The sequence below is a fragment of the Arenibaculum sp. genome (genome assembly GCF_035998295.1).
Lineage (GTDB): Bacteria > Pseudomonadota > Alphaproteobacteria > Azospirillales > Azospirillaceae > DASYHS01.
Genome location: NZ_DASYHS010000164.1, coordinates 13,854 through 26,974, shown reverse-complemented (window position 1 = coordinate 26,974; position 13,121 = coordinate 13,854). Strand labels below are relative to the sequence as shown.

Genomic DNA, 13,121 nt, shown 5'->3' with positions numbered 1-13,121 from the left:
CCGGCCTGCGCCAGGCCCGCGCATGGCGCAGCTTTTCCGCGCTCTGTTTGCAGAAAACGCTCTATTAAGCGCATATATCCGCGATATGAGCAATATCGGCGGCCAATTCCTGTTGAAAGCGTATGGTGACTCCCGTATGCTCGGGGCAACGGCAATCAAGAATCCAAACTGGAGGGTGGAATGACCAACAGGCGGGAATTTCTGGCCGGGGCCGGGGCGCTGTCTCTGGCCGCCGCGTTCGGCGGGCTGGCGTCGGGATCGGCGCGGGCGGCGGCGCCGATCAGCTTCGTCGGCTGGACCTTCCGGCCGGACATGGTTCAAGGCTATGTCGACCTGTTCAACGAGAAGTACGGCGAGCAGGTCAACTATTCTACGCTGCCCTGGCCGCAATTCCATCAGACGCTGGAGGCGCGCGCGTTCGCCGGCGACATCGTCGACGTCATGTACTGCTTCCACTCCTTCCGGGAGCGCTGGTCGCAGACCGGCCTGATCCGCGCGCTCGACGACCTGCCGGGGGTCGACGCGATCAAGAAGGCGATGGCGCCGGCCAATCTGGCCAGCCTGACGAACAAGGAAGGCCAGCTGATCGGCCTGCCGTACTACACCGGCATGTACATCATGATCTACAACGAGCCCATGCTGCAGCAAGGGGGGTTCCAGCAGGCCGCGGCGACTTGGGACGAGCTGATCGAGCACTGCGTCAAGCTCAAGACGGACAAGATCTCGGAGTATCCGTTCCTTCCGAACTGGAACCCGACGGTGACGGGGACGACGCCGCAGTTCCTGACCGACTGCTTCGCCGACGGAGCGAGGGTGTTCGACGACGACAACAGGCTGATCATCGACCAGGATCCGGCCATCGCCCGCGTCATGGAGCGCTGGCAGCGCGTCTACGAGCTCGGGCTCGTCACCCCGGAGATCTTCACCAAGCCGTCGACGACCGACGTGCACCGGATGATGTTCACCGGCCGCTACGCGTACCATACCAACCATTCGAACTATCTGCAGACGATCGCGGGCGACACCAAGGAGTCGCTGCTGGCGCCGAAGAAGGCGAAGATGGCGCCGTATCCCGGGAAGACCGGCGACACCTACATGTGGACGGACTCCTACGTCCTGAACGCCAGGACCGAGGCGCTGGAGAGCAGCTGGAAGCTGATGCGGTTCGTCGGCGCCAATCTCCACGGGGACTGGCACGTGCAGCGGCAATGGGCCCTGGCTTCCGGCCTCGACAATCCCTATCCGGCCCTCTACGACCAGCCGGACGTCGTCGCCTCCTACGCCAACTGGATCGACTTGCCGCTGCTGCGCCGGCAGTACGAGAAGGGCAAGGTCATCAGCGCCTTCAAGGAAGCCTGGTATCCGGAATACGACGCCCGCTCGGTTCCGATCCTCCACGACATGATCCGCAAGAGCATCACCGTCCCGGAGGCGATCAAGTCTCTCGTGGCCCTGCAGAAATCCCTGGCCTGAGCCGTGCTCCGGCGCGGCCGGCGAGCCCTCGTCCGAGAAACGACCAACTGGCCTGACACGATGATCAATTCCGACCTTTCGGCGTCATCGACAGCGCGAGCGCCCTGGTGGGCGGTGTGGCGGAAGGCGGGACCCAGGTCCGGGCCCGCCGTCTCGGACCGGGGCGGCGGGGCGCGGGGGAGCGTTTCGCCGGGCCGCTCGCTGGCGCGCTCGGAGGCATGGTTCGCCGCCTGGATGGTCGCGCCCTCGCTCCTGCTCATCGCGCTGATCGTGTTCTTGCCGCTGGCCTATTCCGTGTGGCTGAGCTTCGCGGAGGTCGATCTGCTCAGCCAAAGCGGTCCGGTCCTCGACATCTTCGGCATGCGGATACCGTTCTTCCGCTTCGTTGGGCTCGACAACTATGCCCGCGTCATGTCCGATCCGGAGTATTGGCGTGCTCTGGGGCGCACGGTCTATTTCGTCGCGCTGTTCGTGATCGAGGCGACCGTCCTCGGGCTCGCCATGGCCCTGGTCCTCGATGCCAACTTCCGGGGCCGGGGCGTGATGAGGGCGATGCTGCTCATTCCCTGGTCTCTGTCGCGCATCGCCGTCGGCATCCTGTGGCTCGGCATGCTCGACGCGGATTTCGGCGCGATCAACGGCGTCCTCTACCGTCTCGGCGCCATCGACAGCTACATCGCGTTCTTCAGCGACGGCTTCACCGCGCTCAACGTGCTGATCGTCGTCTACGTGTGGAACCAGGCGCCGTTCGCGGCGATCCTGTTCCTGGCCGGCCTCCAGTCCATCTCTCCGGACCTCCATGCCGCCGCCGCGGTCGACGGTGCCGGCTACTGGCGCCGGCTCTGGCACGTCACGCTGCCGTCGCTGCGGCCGATGATGTTCCTGGTCCTGGTGCTGGCCACCGTCAACGGCTTCCTGATGCTCGACCTCATCTACGTGATGACGTCCGGCGGGCCCGGCAACGACACCACCACCGTGACCTGGCTCGGCTACCGCACCGCCTTCAGCTTCTTCAGGTTCGGCCCCGGCACCGCGATCCTGTTCACCTTGACCCTGATCTGCGTCGTGCTGACCGTCGTCTATCACCGCTTCGTCCTGGCCAAGTTCCGGGCCGAGTAGGGAGCCGCCGCGATGTCCGCCATTCCAATCCACGGGCGCTCCAGGCGATGGGCCTCGGCGACCATGATCTACGGCCTCGCGGCGGTCGTCGCGCTGTGGCTGGTCGGCCCCTTCGTCTGGCTGTTCATCACGAGCATCAGCGAGCAGCGCGATCTCCTGATGCGGCCGATGCCGCTCGTGCCGCCCCATCCGAGCCTCGACAACTACGCCAAGATCCTCGGCCTCGTCGACTTCCACGCCCGGCACCAGACGGCGCAGATCCTGCCGTCGATGGCCAACAGCATCATCGTCAGCGTCGTCGTCACGGCGATCAACGTTGTGGTCGGCAGTGCCGCGGGCTACGCCTATGCGCGCTTCCGCCATCGCCTGATGAGCGCCACGCTCTATGCCATCCTGTTCACCCGCATGCTGCCGGTCGTGGTGCTGATGCCGGCGCTGTTCCTGATCATGCGGCAGATGGGCTTCCAGAACACCTTGAGCGGCCTGATCCTCGCCTACTGCTCCTTCACGTTTCCTTTCACCATCTGGATCATGAAGTCCTACTTCGAGACGCTGCCGCGCGAGCTCGAGGAAAGCGGCATGATCGACGGGTGCACGCGGTTCCAGGTGTTCTACCGCATCATCCTGCCGATCTCCGGGCCGGGCCTCGTCGCCGCCGGGGCCTTCACCTTCGTCTTGTGCTGGAACGAGTTCCTCGTGGCGCAGGTGCTCAACTCGAAGCAGGGGACGGGGACGCTGCCGGTGACGATCGCCGGCATGGTCGGCCAGGCGAACATCGACTACTCCGTGATCGCGGCTTCCGGCTTCCTCTCCGCCATTCCCGCGGTTCTGCTGGCCCTCGTGTTCCAGCGCTACATGGTCCAGGGCCTCACCGCCGGCTCGGTCAAGGGATGACCGCCGGCAGACCGCCTTCCGGGCGGGCCGCCCGCCCGCCCCGCTACCGCGACACCAGAAAGGACCCGACAGTGACGACGCATGCGCAAGCCGACACTCGCCCCGCCTTCCTCGACGGAACGTCGAAGAGGCTGCTGATCGACGGCCGATGGGTCGCGGCGGCCTCCGGCAAGACCTTCGACACCGTCGACCCGTCCACCGGCCAGGTGCTGGCGAGCGTCGCCGCCGGCGACCGCGAGGACGTCGACCGGGCGGTCGCGACCGCGCGCCGCGCCTTCGAAGGGCCGTGGAGCAAGCTCAAGCCCTACGACCGCCAGCAGATCATCCTCAAGCTCGCCGATCTGGTCGACCGGCATTTCGACGAGCTGACGCTGATCGACACGCTCGACATGGGCGCTCCGATCAGCCGCACGCGCGCTTCGCGCCGCCGCCTGCTCGGGCTGCTCCATTTCTATGCCGGCATGGCGACGGCCCTTCACGGCAATACCGTCGACAATTCCCTGCCCGGCGACTACGTGACCTACACCCTCAGGGAGCCGGTCGGCGTCGTGGGCGCGATCACGCCGTGGAACGGGCCGCTCGTCTCCTGGATCTGGAAGGTCGGCCCGGTGCTGGCCACCGGCTGCACCATGGTGCTGAAGCCCGCCGAGGAATCGCCGCTGTCGGCGCTGCGCATGGGCGAGCTGCTGCTGGAGGCCGGCTTGCCGGACGGGGTGGTCAACATCGTCACCGGCCATGGCGAAACGGCCGGTGCGGCACTGGCGGCCCATCCCGGCGTCGACAAGGTCGCCTTCACCGGCTCGTTCGAGACCGGGCAGAAGATCGTTCAGGCCTCGGTCGGCAACCTCAAGCGCATCACCCTCGAACTCGGCGGCAAATCGCCCGACATCGTCTTCTCGGACGCCGACATGGAGCTTGCCGTGCCCGGGGCCGCCATGGCCGCCTTCGGCAATTCGGGACAGGTCTGCAGCGCCGGGACGCGCCTCTACGTCGAGCGCGGCATCTACGACGAGTTCGTCGAGCGGGTCGCCGACTACGGCAGGAGCCTGAAGGTCGGCCACGGCATCGACCCGGAGGCGCAGATCGGACCGCTGGTCTCCGAGCAGCAGCTGCAGCGCGTGTCGGGCTATCTCGACGTCGGGCGGCAGGAGGGGGCGCGCATCGCCGCGGGCGGCACCCGGCTCGCGCAAGGCGTCTTCGCCGGCGGCTACTTCGTTCAGCCGACCGTGTTCGCCGACGTCCGCGACGACATGCGCATCGCGCGCGAGGAGATCTTCGGTCCGGTGGTCAGCGCCGTGCCCTTCACCGATATCGAGGATGTCGCCCGGCGCGCCAACGACACCGTCTACGGGCTGGGCAGCGGCGTGTGGACCCGCGATGTCGGCAAGGCCCACTATCTCGCCAAGGCGATCCGTGCCGGCTCGGTGTGGGTCAACTGCTACCAGGCCATGGATCCCGCGATGCCGTTCGGCGGCTACAAGGGCAGCGGCTACGGCCGCGAGTCCGGCGTCCAGCAGTTCGACGACTATCTGAACACCAAGGCCGTGTGGATACGGGTGGGCTGATGTCGGTCCTGTTCTCGCCCTTCCGGCTGTCGGGCGCGACCTTGCGCAACCGGGTCGTCGTCTCGCCGATGTGCCAATACAGCGCGCCGAACGGTGAAGCATCGGCGTGGCATGTCCAGCATCTCGGGCAGTATGTCGTGTCCGGACCGGGGCTGGTGATGATCGAGGCGACGGCGGTCGAGGCGGCCGGCCGCATCACGCCGCTGTGCCTCGGCCTGTACACGGACGCCCAGGAGGCGGCGCTCGGCCGCGTCCTCGACCTCTGCCGCGCGGTCGGGGACACGCCGATCGGCATCCAGCTCGCCCATGCCGGGCGCAAGGGGGCCTGTCGGGTCCCCTGGCAGGGGCGGGGCGGCCTTGGGGCCGGAGGCGGGAGGGTGGACCGTCTTCGGCCCCTCGGCGATCGCCTATGACGATACGCGTCCCGTGCCGGAGGCCCTCGACCGGGCGGGCCTCGCCCGCGTCCGCGACGCCTTCGCCGACGCCGCGCGGCGCGCGGCCCGGCTCGGCATCGACGTGGTCGAGGTGCATGCCGCGCACGGCTATCTGCTGCACAGCTTCCTGTCGCCGATCACCAACCGCCGCGATGACGCCTATGGCGGGTCACTGGGCAACCGGCTCCGCTTCCCGCTCGAGGTCGCGGCGGCCGTGCGCGACGTGTGGCCGGCGCAGCGCGCGCTCGGGGCGCGGGTCAACAGCCGCGACTTCATCGAGGGCGGCGGCACCCTCGACGACACGCTGGCGTTCGCCGAGGGGCTCAAGGCGCTCGGCTACGACTATGTCTGCCTGTCGAGCGGCAGCCTGGTCGGGGGGCAGCGCTTCGCCTCGCATCCCGGCTATCTGCTGCCGGACGCGGCGCGCGTCAGAGCCGAGCTCGGCATCGCCACCCAGGCGGTCGGGCTGATCGTGGATGCCCAGGCCGCCGAGGATGCGGTGGCGTCCGGGCAGACCGACCTCGTTGCCATGGCGCGCGCCTTCCTCGACGACCCGCGCTGGGTGTGGCACGCCGCCGAGCGGCTCGGCGCCCCGATCGAGTACCCCGCCCAGTACGGCCCGGCCCATCCCTCGCGCTGGGCGGCGGCGACGCTGCGCGGGCAGCCCAGCCCTGCCAAGGCAGGCGCGTGAGCCGATCATCGGAGGAAAGAGCGTGTCCGAAAGCAAATCCGCCGCCGCCCTGCTCGTCGGGACCTGGCGGCTGAGATCGCATCGCCAGCAGACGGTCGAGACCGGCGAGACGTTCAGTCCGCGCGGCGAGCGTCCGAGCGGCCTGCTGACCTATACGGCCGACGGCCGCTTCTCCGTTCTCAACGTCCCCGGCGACCGGAAGCTCCCGGCCTCGGTCAAGCCGACCAGCGAGGAGGCCCTCGCGCTGTTCGACGGCCTGACCGCCTATGCCGGCCGCTACACCATCGTCGGCGACAAGGTCGTCCATCACGTCGAGGTCTCGTGGAACCAGCTTTGGACGGGAACCGACCAGGTGCGCGGCTTCGCGGTCGCAGGCGACGCGCTGACGATCGTGGCCGGTCCCGATCCAAGCCCCATCGACGGCAAGCTGTCGGTGTCGACCTTGTCGTGGGACCGGGTGCGATGAGCGCCTCCGCCACGCCGTCCCTTCCAATCACCCAACCGGGAGACCGTCATGTCATCCGCCAATCTCAGGCACAATCCCGCGACCATGGCCGCGCCGACGAACAACCTGTATTCCCACGGAGTCGAGGTGCCGGCCGGCAGCCGTCGCCTCTACGTCGCCGGCCAGGTCGGCACCCGGCCCGACGGCACGATCGCCGGTGATCTGGACGGCCAGGTCGAGCAGATCATGACCAACATCGAAGCGATCCTGGCCGATGCCGGCATGGATCTCGGCGACGTGGTCAAGCTCAACGCCTATTGCCTCAAGTCCGAGGACATCATGACCTATGCCGCGCTGCGCAACCGCTACTTCAAAGGCGCGCCGCCGGCCACCACCGCCGTCGTGGTCGCCGGCCTCGCGCTGCCGGAATGGCTGATCGAGGTCGACGCCGTCGCCGAAAAGACGGACTGATCGGGCTCGCAGCCGGGAACGGATGAGGCCAGTCGAATCCCGGTTCTATGGGCCGATTGCCCCTGCGCAGCCGGGGCAGGCTGCGTCGTATCCGGGTGGACCGGGGCGGGCCGGTTCACCTCGCCTCGCGGAAGCCGGTTCCATGGGCCTATGCCGACCGCGTGATGCCGGACCTTGCGTGCCGTCAAGCCGACAGGCAACGCCGTCGCCGCCTGTCCGCAGGAGCAGGAAGCTCAGTTGCCGCGCCGGGGGGAGTAGGGACAGATCGACCGATCCTCTCCGCCGGCGTGGGGAACTCGACATCCTTGTCGGCCAAGTGCCGCAGCTTCTCGGGATTGCGCGTGACGTAGATTGCGACGATCTTCCCGCTCTCGATCTGCAGGGCGGTCGTCTGCACGATGTCCTCTGCTTCGACCGTGATGAAGCCCGGCAGCCCATCGATGGTCGCGTAGCGGATCAGTCGGGACGGCGATTGCGTGAAATACCGGGCAAGAGCACGAAAGAGTTTCATCGACGCGTCGAACCCGATCGCCGGCGACATGGATGCCGGAACCTTGCCGCCGCCGTCGGCGTAGACGACGACGCTTTCGGCAAGGAGCGTGCACAGGGCACTCAGATCGCCGCTTCTCGACGCGATGAAGAAAGCGGCCGCCAGCTCGAGCCCATGCTCTTGGGTTACAGGAAACCTTGGGCGGGATTCCCGGATATGGGTCCGCGCCCGGCCGGCGAGTTTGCGGCAGGTCGTCGCCTTCCGTCCGATGGCGTCCGAGACTTCGTCGAAGCTCATACCGAAGACATCGTGCAGCAGGAAAGCCGCCCGCATCTGCCCGATGCGCCTCATTTCATCCCCGGTCAAACGGAAGCGGTCCTTCAATTTCTGCTTGATGCAAAGTGCAGGCATGAAGTTGGACGTGACCCAGAAGCGCTTCGCGTCAGGGGGGAATGCTCTCAGGCCCTCGCCTGTCGCCATTCTCCTGCGTCGTTCCGGACCGAGCAGCTCGGCCAGAAAGCACGAGGCTGAGGCCGCCATGCTGGCATGGGAGATAGGGGACGGATCCGAGCCACGGCTCATGCAACTCCACTGACCACAGCTCCAGCAGGTTCTCGACGATCGCACCGGGCATCGCCACTTTCCGAAGAAACCGTCAAGAGAGATGTCGCTTCAGTGCTGCAACCGTAATACTGGACCTTGAGGGCGGCACCTTGGGAATCGGGCGTGGCGGGCAGGCGGATCGCCTGGAGGAGCGCAGGATCGTCCGTCGTCCGCAGGGCCGCCCGGAAGCGCGCTTCCAGCGCATCGCGCGCGGGCGTTGCATTCGCTTCAGGCAAACGGGGTACCGCTCATGCGCCGCAACCGGTCTTCGACGCCCGAGAGGGACAGAGATCTCCGGACGGCACCTTCCGTAAGCCGGTGCGAATCGAGGGGAACTCCGACAACCTTGGGTGCTTTGACCGGGACCGGCAGGCGGGGCTAAAGCGGAAGAATGCAACCGCCCGACAGGGAGAGCCCGTCCATGACCGCGACCCGCTGCGAGCGCTTCGGCATCGTTCCCGCCGCCTGGTTCGCCGATCCCGCCCTCGGCGCCGACGAGATCGCGGTGCTGGCGGCCCTGGCCGTTCACGCCAATCCGCAGGGCCTGTGCTGGCCGAGCCAGGCCGTGCTCGCACGAAGCCTCAAGCGCTCGCGCTCCTGGGTCATCAAGGTGATCAACCGCCTGGAGGCGGCCGGCGCCCTCGAGCGCACCCGGCGCACCGCCGCGAACGGCGCCATGCGCACCTGCCTCTACCGCTTGGCTCGGCGGCAGCACCCGGGTGGCCCGCGCCAACGGCCGTCCGCGTCGGCCGGTGCCGAGCGGGCCTGGGGCGAAGTGGCCGCGGACGCGCCCGAGCCTGACGCCGGCTCTGAGGACGAAGCGGATGCGGCGGGGAAGGCTGGGCCGGAGGAGCCACGCAACGCCGGCGCGCAGATTGGGCGCGAGCGCCGGGCCGGGGCGCGGGTGGTCGACCCGACTTGGCTGCCGAGCACCACCGACGTCGCCTGAGCGCGCGAGCGCCGGCCCGACATCGACCCGCTGATGTTCACCGAGTTCTTCATCGCCGCCTGCCGCGCCAACGGCTACCGCTACCACGACCACGCCGCCGCCTGGCGCGCCTGGCTGCTGGATCGCAAGCGAGGGCTGCCCCATGCCCAACCCCGACCCCCGTCCGGCCGGCCGCGCCGAAGCTGGCGCGACGAGCTCGCCGAGCGCAACGAGCGTGCGGCGGACGCGTGCATTCGCCGCTTCATGGAGCGCCGAGCCCGCGCCGCTCATCCCGTTTGACCGCGAGATCGCCGCTACTCTGCCAGCGGCACTCGCCCAGGTTCGCGCCAGCCTCGCCCCCGGCGATCCGGCCGCGGTCGCCCGCGCGCTCGCGCGGCTGCATCGGCGCTTCGACATGGAGCCGCCGGCACCCGGCGACCTCGACCTCGACGTCGCCGAGATGAGTGCCTGGCCTTCCGACCTGTTCGAGCAGGCGTTCCACCACGTCTGGACCACCTACGCGCTGTCGCGCCGGCCACGCGTGGCCGACTTCCTGGCCGGCATCGGCGACGAGTTGGCCGAGCGCCGAGCCGAGCTGCACGCGCTCGAAGCGCTGGCCCGCAAGCTCGATCAACGCCGCCGCTGGCCCTGAGCCGGCCGCCTCCGCCCCCATCCCCGTTCCGCCCGCCCCCGGCCCGGACGTCGTGAGACTCCGGCCGCCGCGGGCGTTCGCGTGCCGCCGGCCCGTTCCGCCGATCACGGTCCCGTTCCCCGGGCGTGCCTTCGCCGCGACATCGGGCGCGCGGGCCGGACGGGCCCCGTCCGGCCGGTGACACGAACAACACCAGATGAATCATATAAAGATAGACGGACTCCCCGCACCGGCCCTGCGCGGCCGGTTGTCGCACATAGGGATATTTTCGATTCTCCAATTTCATCGTGGAGCCGGATACCCACAATCGGCGAAATGCGGCCATGGACATTCTCGCGCGCCGCCTGACCGCCCGGCTGGATCATCTGCGCCTCTCCATGGCCGAGCTGGAGCGCCGCACCGGCCTGCACCGCCAGACGCTCAAGAAGCTCGCCTCGGGCAAGGCGACGACCTTGCCGCCGGCCGCCTCCTTCCTGCGCCTGTGCGAGGTGGTCGGCCTGCAGCCGCTCGAGCTGCTCGGCCTGACGCCGGCGCCGGGCGACGGCGAGGTGCTGGCGCCGCCCTCCCACGAGGCCGAGGTCCGTGCCCTGCTGGCAAGCCTGGACCGGCTCGACGACGCGCAACTGGCGCTCGCGGTCGACCTGCTCGACACGCTGAACCGGCATGCCGCCGCTCTTGAGGGCGCGCCTGCGCGAACAGGGCGAAGTGAAGCGAAGCGGGGCAGGACGGGGGCGCGCGGCGCCCGCCGGGCTCAGCCGGCCGGCCGGTCGCCGGCGTAGAGCGCTTCCAGCATCCGGCGGGCGGCGGCGAACTCCTGCGGGCCGGCGCGCCTCAGGGCGGCGCCCAGGCGGGCCAGCAGCAACGCGCGCCGCGGCACGCCTGCTGCGTCGTCGAGACCGGGCACGGGCGCCAGCCCGAGGGCCTGGGCCGGAGTGAGGGCGAGCGCCTCGCACAGGCGCACCAGCAGCTCGGGCCGGGGCAGGCCCTTGGCCCGGCCGGCCAGCAGCTTCTTGAAGGTCTGATACTTCATGCCGACCCGGCGCGCGGTGTCGGCCCCGTTGAGGCCGAGCTGGTCGTGCCGCCGGGTCAGGCGCGTGCCGAGATCGTGCATGGGCTGGCTCCGGGAACGGGGTCGTGCCGGGCCGGACGATAACCCACCCGTCTGCGCCTGTCAGCGCCCGCGCGCGGGTGAGGCCATCTCGTGCAGCCGCTCCCATTGCCCGCGCAGCTCGCTGGCGGAGCGCGCCGCCGTCGAGACCAGCCAGGCGAGCGCCGTCGCCTGACGGATGTCGAGCGCGTCGGCGAGCAGCTCGAGGGCGTCCAGCGGACCCTGCAGGTCGATCAGGCTGCGTTCCATGTCCCGGGCCAACGCCAGCAGCACCGCAGGGTCGTCGAGCCGGTTGCCTGTCCGTCCGGCACCGTCCGCGGGTACCGGTGAGATGGTCGGGGCCGCAGGTGTTGTCATGGCGGTATCGTTCGGTTCGATTTGTGTGGACGGGCGGGGATCGTCGGCACCCGACGCAACCGGCCCGCCGGCTGGGCCGAGAGCGGCCTGCCGGCGCCGGTGAGAGGTCAGCGCGGTGGTGGGGCATCCTTGAAATAGGTGACGGCGAAGACGCGAACGGCGGCCGTGAGGGTGAGCTGGCCGCGCCGCGCGTCGATCTCGGACAGGAGGTCGTCGACGCCCAATCCTTCGGTCGTGGAGATGCTCTCGATCAGGTGCCAGAAGACGCTCTCCATGCGGATGGAGGTACGGTGGCCGCGCACCACGACGGTGCGGGTGACCTGGGATTGCGGATTGGCCGACCGCGGCATCCGAACGCCGTCCTCGCGTGCCGGATCCGTCATGGGGAGCCGCCGATGCGGCGTGATGCCGGCCGGCAAACCGGTGTCGGCGGCCGGCCGCAGCCGCGCGCGCGGTGTCTTTCCCGGAATCCGGTCCCTGGCTGGACGTTGCGGAAGAGCCGCCGGGTGCCATCGGCCGGGTCGGGAAGCGGGTTGGCAGCCAGCGTCTTCAACATCACGTCCGGGCCTCGTTGATATAAATGGATAAATCATATTATACCATTATGCCGATATCGCGCAAGGCGCGGTGTGCGGCGACGACGGATCGTGCCCCCGCATGAAATGGCGATCATGCGCGAATCTGTGTCACTGACACGGTTTCCCGGTTGCCGCGACTGTGTCACTGACATAGGATGGGGCCATGAACACGCCGTTGCAGACCCTGGTTCAGACGACCGAATTCCAGCGTCGCGCCATGGACCTGCTGACCGAGGCGGAGATCATGGATCTTCAAACGATGATTGCCGCCGACCCGGAGTGTGGCGACCTCATCAAGGAAGGCGGAGGGATACGGAAGGTCCGCTTCGCTCTTCGGGGGCGGGGCAAGAGCGGAGGTGTTCGCGTGATCTACTACTATCACAGCCGCAACGTGCCCATTTTCCTGTTGACGCTGTTTGCCAAGAACGAAAAGGCGAACCTCTCGAAAGCGGAGAGAAATGCGCTTGCGGCCGTGGCTAAGCGGATTGCCAACGCATACGGAGCGGAATGATGGCGAAGGAAGCTTTTGACCGGATCTTGGCTGGCCTGGAAGATGCTGCGGCTTTTGCCGAGGGAGACAAGACCCGCGGCAAGGCTACTGCTGTCGAGGTTCCGGAGGTGGACGTGCGCGAGCTGCGGAACCGCCTGCGCATGTCTCGCGAGACGTTCGCAAGCCGCTTTGGACTGAATGTCGAAACGGTTCGCCAATGGGAAACCAAGCGGCGCCAGCCCGAGGGGCCGGCACGGACGCTCCTGCGGATCATCGACCGTGAGCCTGATGCTGCCATGCGCGCACTCGGGTGAACCGCTCGCCGTAGAACACAAGGAGTGCGTGAAGCGAGGGAGCACCCCGTGCTCCCCGGGGGGCGCTGGATCTCGCCGCCGTCCCGAGGAGCGTGCGGTCATCCTCATGCCCCACGCCGAGGCGGCTCGCCTGCTCGACGAAGCCGATACCGAGGACCGATCATAAGCGGGGCGGCGTCCCCGCATCAGGCGGCCGGCCGCTCTTGTGCGTCCCGGTCGCCGCCTCTGGTTCGGCCGGCGTCGCCCGCGACCAGGCGCTCGACGTGATCGGCCCAGTCCTGCAGCGCCTTGCGGCGCTCGTCGAGATAGGCACGCCGGTTGTAGACCGCCGCCACCCCTCGGATCGTGCCTGGACGTGGTTGAGGATGCGATTCGCCACATGGGGCGCGATACCCATTTCCGCCATGCCGGTAACTTGAGCCAAATGGCCTCAGGAAAACCCGGGGCGATTCATGCAGATCCCCATGCGCTCCGTGTCAGCTTCCCTTCCGGCGGTCGCGACTGGACAG

Annotated in this window: 20 protein-coding genes; 15 read left to right on the top strand and 5 right to left on the bottom strand. The window is 68.5% G+C overall.

The annotated features are described in order from the left end of the window. The first annotated feature begins 22 nt into the window (after window positions 1-22). The 9 genes from VGO20_RS16550 (at window position 23) to VGO20_RS16510 (ending at window position 7,092) form a co-directional block, all read left to right on the top strand. Complete coding sequence (locus VGO20_RS16550) at window positions 23-184, top strand: hypothetical protein (protein WP_327503478.1); 162 nt, start codon at window positions 23-25, stop codon at window positions 182-184. Further along, window positions 181-1,473 carry an ABC transporter substrate-binding protein gene (locus tag VGO20_RS16545; protein WP_327503477.1) on the top strand — a complete coding sequence of 431 codons (1,293 nt, stop codon included), beginning with the start codon at window positions 181-183 and terminating at the stop codon, window positions 1,471-1,473. Before VGO20_RS16550 ends, VGO20_RS16545 begins: the two co-directional genes overlap by 4 nt. A 234-nt stretch (window positions 1,474-1,707) precedes the next feature. Further along, window positions 1,708-2,592, top strand: coding sequence for a carbohydrate ABC transporter permease (locus tag VGO20_RS16540; RefSeq protein ID WP_327503476.1), 885 nt, complete (start codon window positions 1,708-1,710; stop codon window positions 2,590-2,592). Between the two features lie 12 nt (window positions 2,593-2,604). After that, window positions 2,605-3,486 (top strand): carbohydrate ABC transporter permease, encoded by an 882-nt coding sequence (locus tag VGO20_RS16535; RefSeq protein WP_327503475.1) that lies wholly within the window; start codon window positions 2,605-2,607, stop codon window positions 3,484-3,486. 71 nt (window positions 3,487-3,557) lie between these two features. Next, on the top strand, window positions 3,558-5,051 hold the full coding sequence (locus VGO20_RS16530) for an aldehyde dehydrogenase family protein (protein ID WP_327503474.1): 1,494 nt from the start codon (window positions 3,558-3,560) through the stop codon (window positions 5,049-5,051). Next, window positions 5,051-5,464 carry an oxidoreductase gene (locus tag VGO20_RS16525; RefSeq protein ID WP_327503473.1) on the top strand — a complete coding sequence of 138 codons (414 nt, stop codon included), beginning with the start codon at window positions 5,051-5,053 and terminating at the stop codon, window positions 5,462-5,464. The genes VGO20_RS16530 and VGO20_RS16525 overlap by 1 nt, the downstream gene beginning before the upstream one ends. A 13-nt stretch (window positions 5,465-5,477) precedes the next feature. After that, window positions 5,478-6,176 carry an oxidoreductase gene (locus tag VGO20_RS16520; protein WP_327503472.1) on the top strand — a complete coding sequence of 233 codons (699 nt, stop codon included), beginning with the start codon at window positions 5,478-5,480 and terminating at the stop codon, window positions 6,174-6,176. A 22-nt stretch (window positions 6,177-6,198) separates the two neighbouring features. Then, entirely contained in the window at window positions 6,199-6,642 is a 444-nt protein-coding gene (locus VGO20_RS16515; protein WP_327503471.1) for a lipocalin-like domain-containing protein, read from the top strand. Window positions 6,643-6,690: 48 nt separating this feature from the next. Then, complete coding sequence (locus VGO20_RS16510; RefSeq protein WP_327503470.1) at window positions 6,691-7,092, top strand: RidA family protein; 402 nt, start codon at window positions 6,691-6,693, stop codon at window positions 7,090-7,092. 184 nt (window positions 7,093-7,276) lie between these two features. Here VGO20_RS16510 and VGO20_RS16505 read toward each other — a convergent pair whose 3' ends face one another. After that, a complete protein-coding gene (locus VGO20_RS16505) occupies window positions 7,277-8,062 on the bottom strand; it encodes a sigma factor-like helix-turn-helix DNA-binding protein (RefSeq protein WP_327503469.1) in 786 nt (261 codons plus the stop codon). 544 nt (window positions 8,063-8,606) lie between these two features. Here VGO20_RS16505 and VGO20_RS16500 point away from each other — a divergent pair. From VGO20_RS16500 to VGO20_RS16485, 4 genes are all read left to right on the top strand, one after another. Further along, complete coding sequence (locus VGO20_RS16500) at window positions 8,607-9,134, top strand: helix-turn-helix domain-containing protein (RefSeq protein ID WP_327503468.1); 528 nt, start codon at window positions 8,607-8,609, stop codon at window positions 9,132-9,134. Between the two features lie 33 nt (window positions 9,135-9,167). Continuing rightward, window positions 9,168-9,413, top strand: coding sequence for a hypothetical protein (locus VGO20_RS16495; protein ID WP_327503467.1), 246 nt, complete (start codon window positions 9,168-9,170; stop codon window positions 9,411-9,413). Then, complete coding sequence (locus VGO20_RS16490; protein WP_327503466.1) at window positions 9,349-9,765, top strand: hypothetical protein; 417 nt, start codon at window positions 9,349-9,351, stop codon at window positions 9,763-9,765. The genes VGO20_RS16495 and VGO20_RS16490 overlap by 65 nt, the downstream gene beginning before the upstream one ends. Window positions 9,766-10,088: 323 nt before the next feature. Beyond that, on the top strand, window positions 10,089-10,544 hold the full coding sequence (locus tag VGO20_RS16485; protein WP_327503465.1) for a helix-turn-helix domain-containing protein: 456 nt from the start codon (window positions 10,089-10,091) through the stop codon (window positions 10,542-10,544). Here the strand turns inward: VGO20_RS16485 and VGO20_RS16480 are convergent. From VGO20_RS16480 to VGO20_RS16470, 3 genes are all read right to left on the bottom strand, one after another. Beyond that, entirely contained in the window at window positions 10,517-10,876 is a 360-nt protein-coding gene (locus VGO20_RS16480; protein WP_327503464.1) for a helix-turn-helix domain-containing protein, read from the bottom strand. The two genes, VGO20_RS16485 and VGO20_RS16480, sit on opposite strands and share 28 nt — an antisense overlap. Before the next feature lie 60 nt (window positions 10,877-10,936). Next, window positions 10,937-11,230 carry a hypothetical protein gene (locus VGO20_RS16475; RefSeq protein ID WP_327503463.1) on the bottom strand — a complete coding sequence of 98 codons (294 nt, stop codon included), beginning with the start codon at window positions 11,228-11,230 and terminating at the stop codon, window positions 10,937-10,939. 107 nt (window positions 11,231-11,337) lie between these two features. Next, entirely contained in the window at window positions 11,338-11,613 is a 276-nt protein-coding gene (locus VGO20_RS16470) for a ribbon-helix-helix domain-containing protein (protein WP_327503462.1), read from the bottom strand. 358 nt (window positions 11,614-11,971) lie between these two features. On the opposite strand from VGO20_RS16470, the gene VGO20_RS16465 reads away from it, so the two are divergent. Beyond that, entirely contained in the window at window positions 11,972-12,319 is a 348-nt protein-coding gene (locus tag VGO20_RS16465; protein ID WP_327503461.1) for a type II toxin-antitoxin system RelE/ParE family toxin, read from the top strand. Continuing rightward, window positions 12,316-12,612, top strand: a complete 297-nt coding sequence (locus VGO20_RS16460; RefSeq protein WP_327503460.1) for a helix-turn-helix domain-containing protein — start codon at window positions 12,316-12,318, stop codon at window positions 12,610-12,612. The genes VGO20_RS16465 and VGO20_RS16460 overlap by 4 nt, the downstream gene beginning before the upstream one ends. 185 nt (window positions 12,613-12,797) lie before the next feature. Here VGO20_RS16460 and VGO20_RS16455 read toward each other — a convergent pair whose 3' ends face one another. After that, the gene (locus tag VGO20_RS16455; protein ID WP_327503459.1) at window positions 12,798-12,947 is read right to left on the bottom strand and encodes a hypothetical protein; all 150 of its coding nucleotides are present in this window, start codon (window positions 12,945-12,947) and stop codon (window positions 12,798-12,800) included. Between the last annotated feature and the right edge of the window lie 174 nt (window positions 12,948-13,121).

Bases quoted from the DNA above. Each gene is read 5' to 3' on its own strand.
- VGO20_RS16550 (WP_327503478.1), top strand. From the start codon at position 23: ATGGCGCAGCTTTTCCGCGCTCTGTTTGCAGAAAACGCTCTATTAAGC.
- VGO20_RS16545 (WP_327503477.1), top strand. From the start codon at position 181: ATGACCAACAGGCGGGAATTTCTGGCCGGGGCCGGGGCGCTGTCTCTG.
- VGO20_RS16540 (WP_327503476.1), top strand. From the start codon at position 1,708: ATGGTCGCGCCCTCGCTCCTGCTCATCGCGCTGATCGTGTTCTTGCCG.
- VGO20_RS16535 (WP_327503475.1), top strand. From the start codon at position 2,605: ATGTCCGCCATTCCAATCCACGGGCGCTCCAGGCGATGGGCCTCGGCG.
- VGO20_RS16525 (WP_327503473.1), top strand. From the start codon at position 5,051: ATGTCGGTCCTGTTCTCGCCCTTCCGGCTGTCGGGCGCGACCTTGCGC.
- VGO20_RS16510 (WP_327503470.1), top strand. From the start codon at position 6,691: ATGTCATCCGCCAATCTCAGGCACAATCCCGCGACCATGGCCGCGCCG.
- VGO20_RS16505 (WP_327503469.1), bottom strand. From the start codon at position 8,062: ATGGCGACAGGCGAGGGCCTGAGAGCATTCCCCCCTGACGCGAAGCGC.
- VGO20_RS16500 (WP_327503468.1), top strand. From the start codon at position 8,607: ATGACCGCGACCCGCTGCGAGCGCTTCGGCATCGTTCCCGCCGCCTGG.
- VGO20_RS16495 (WP_327503467.1), top strand. From the start codon at position 9,168: ATGTTCACCGAGTTCTTCATCGCCGCCTGCCGCGCCAACGGCTACCGC.
- VGO20_RS16485 (WP_327503465.1), top strand. From the start codon at position 10,089: ATGGACATTCTCGCGCGCCGCCTGACCGCCCGGCTGGATCATCTGCGC.
- VGO20_RS16480 (WP_327503464.1), bottom strand. From the start codon at position 10,876: ATGCACGATCTCGGCACGCGCCTGACCCGGCGGCACGACCAGCTCGGC.
- VGO20_RS16475 (WP_327503463.1), bottom strand. From the start codon at position 11,230: ATGACAACACCTGCGGCCCCGACCATCTCACCGGTACCCGCGGACGGT.
- VGO20_RS16470 (WP_327503462.1), bottom strand. From the start codon at position 11,613: ATGACGGATCCGGCACGCGAGGACGGCGTTCGGATGCCGCGGTCGGCC.
- VGO20_RS16465 (WP_327503461.1), top strand. From the start codon at position 11,972: ATGAACACGCCGTTGCAGACCCTGGTTCAGACGACCGAATTCCAGCGT.
- VGO20_RS16460 (WP_327503460.1), top strand. From the start codon at position 12,316: ATGATGGCGAAGGAAGCTTTTGACCGGATCTTGGCTGGCCTGGAAGAT.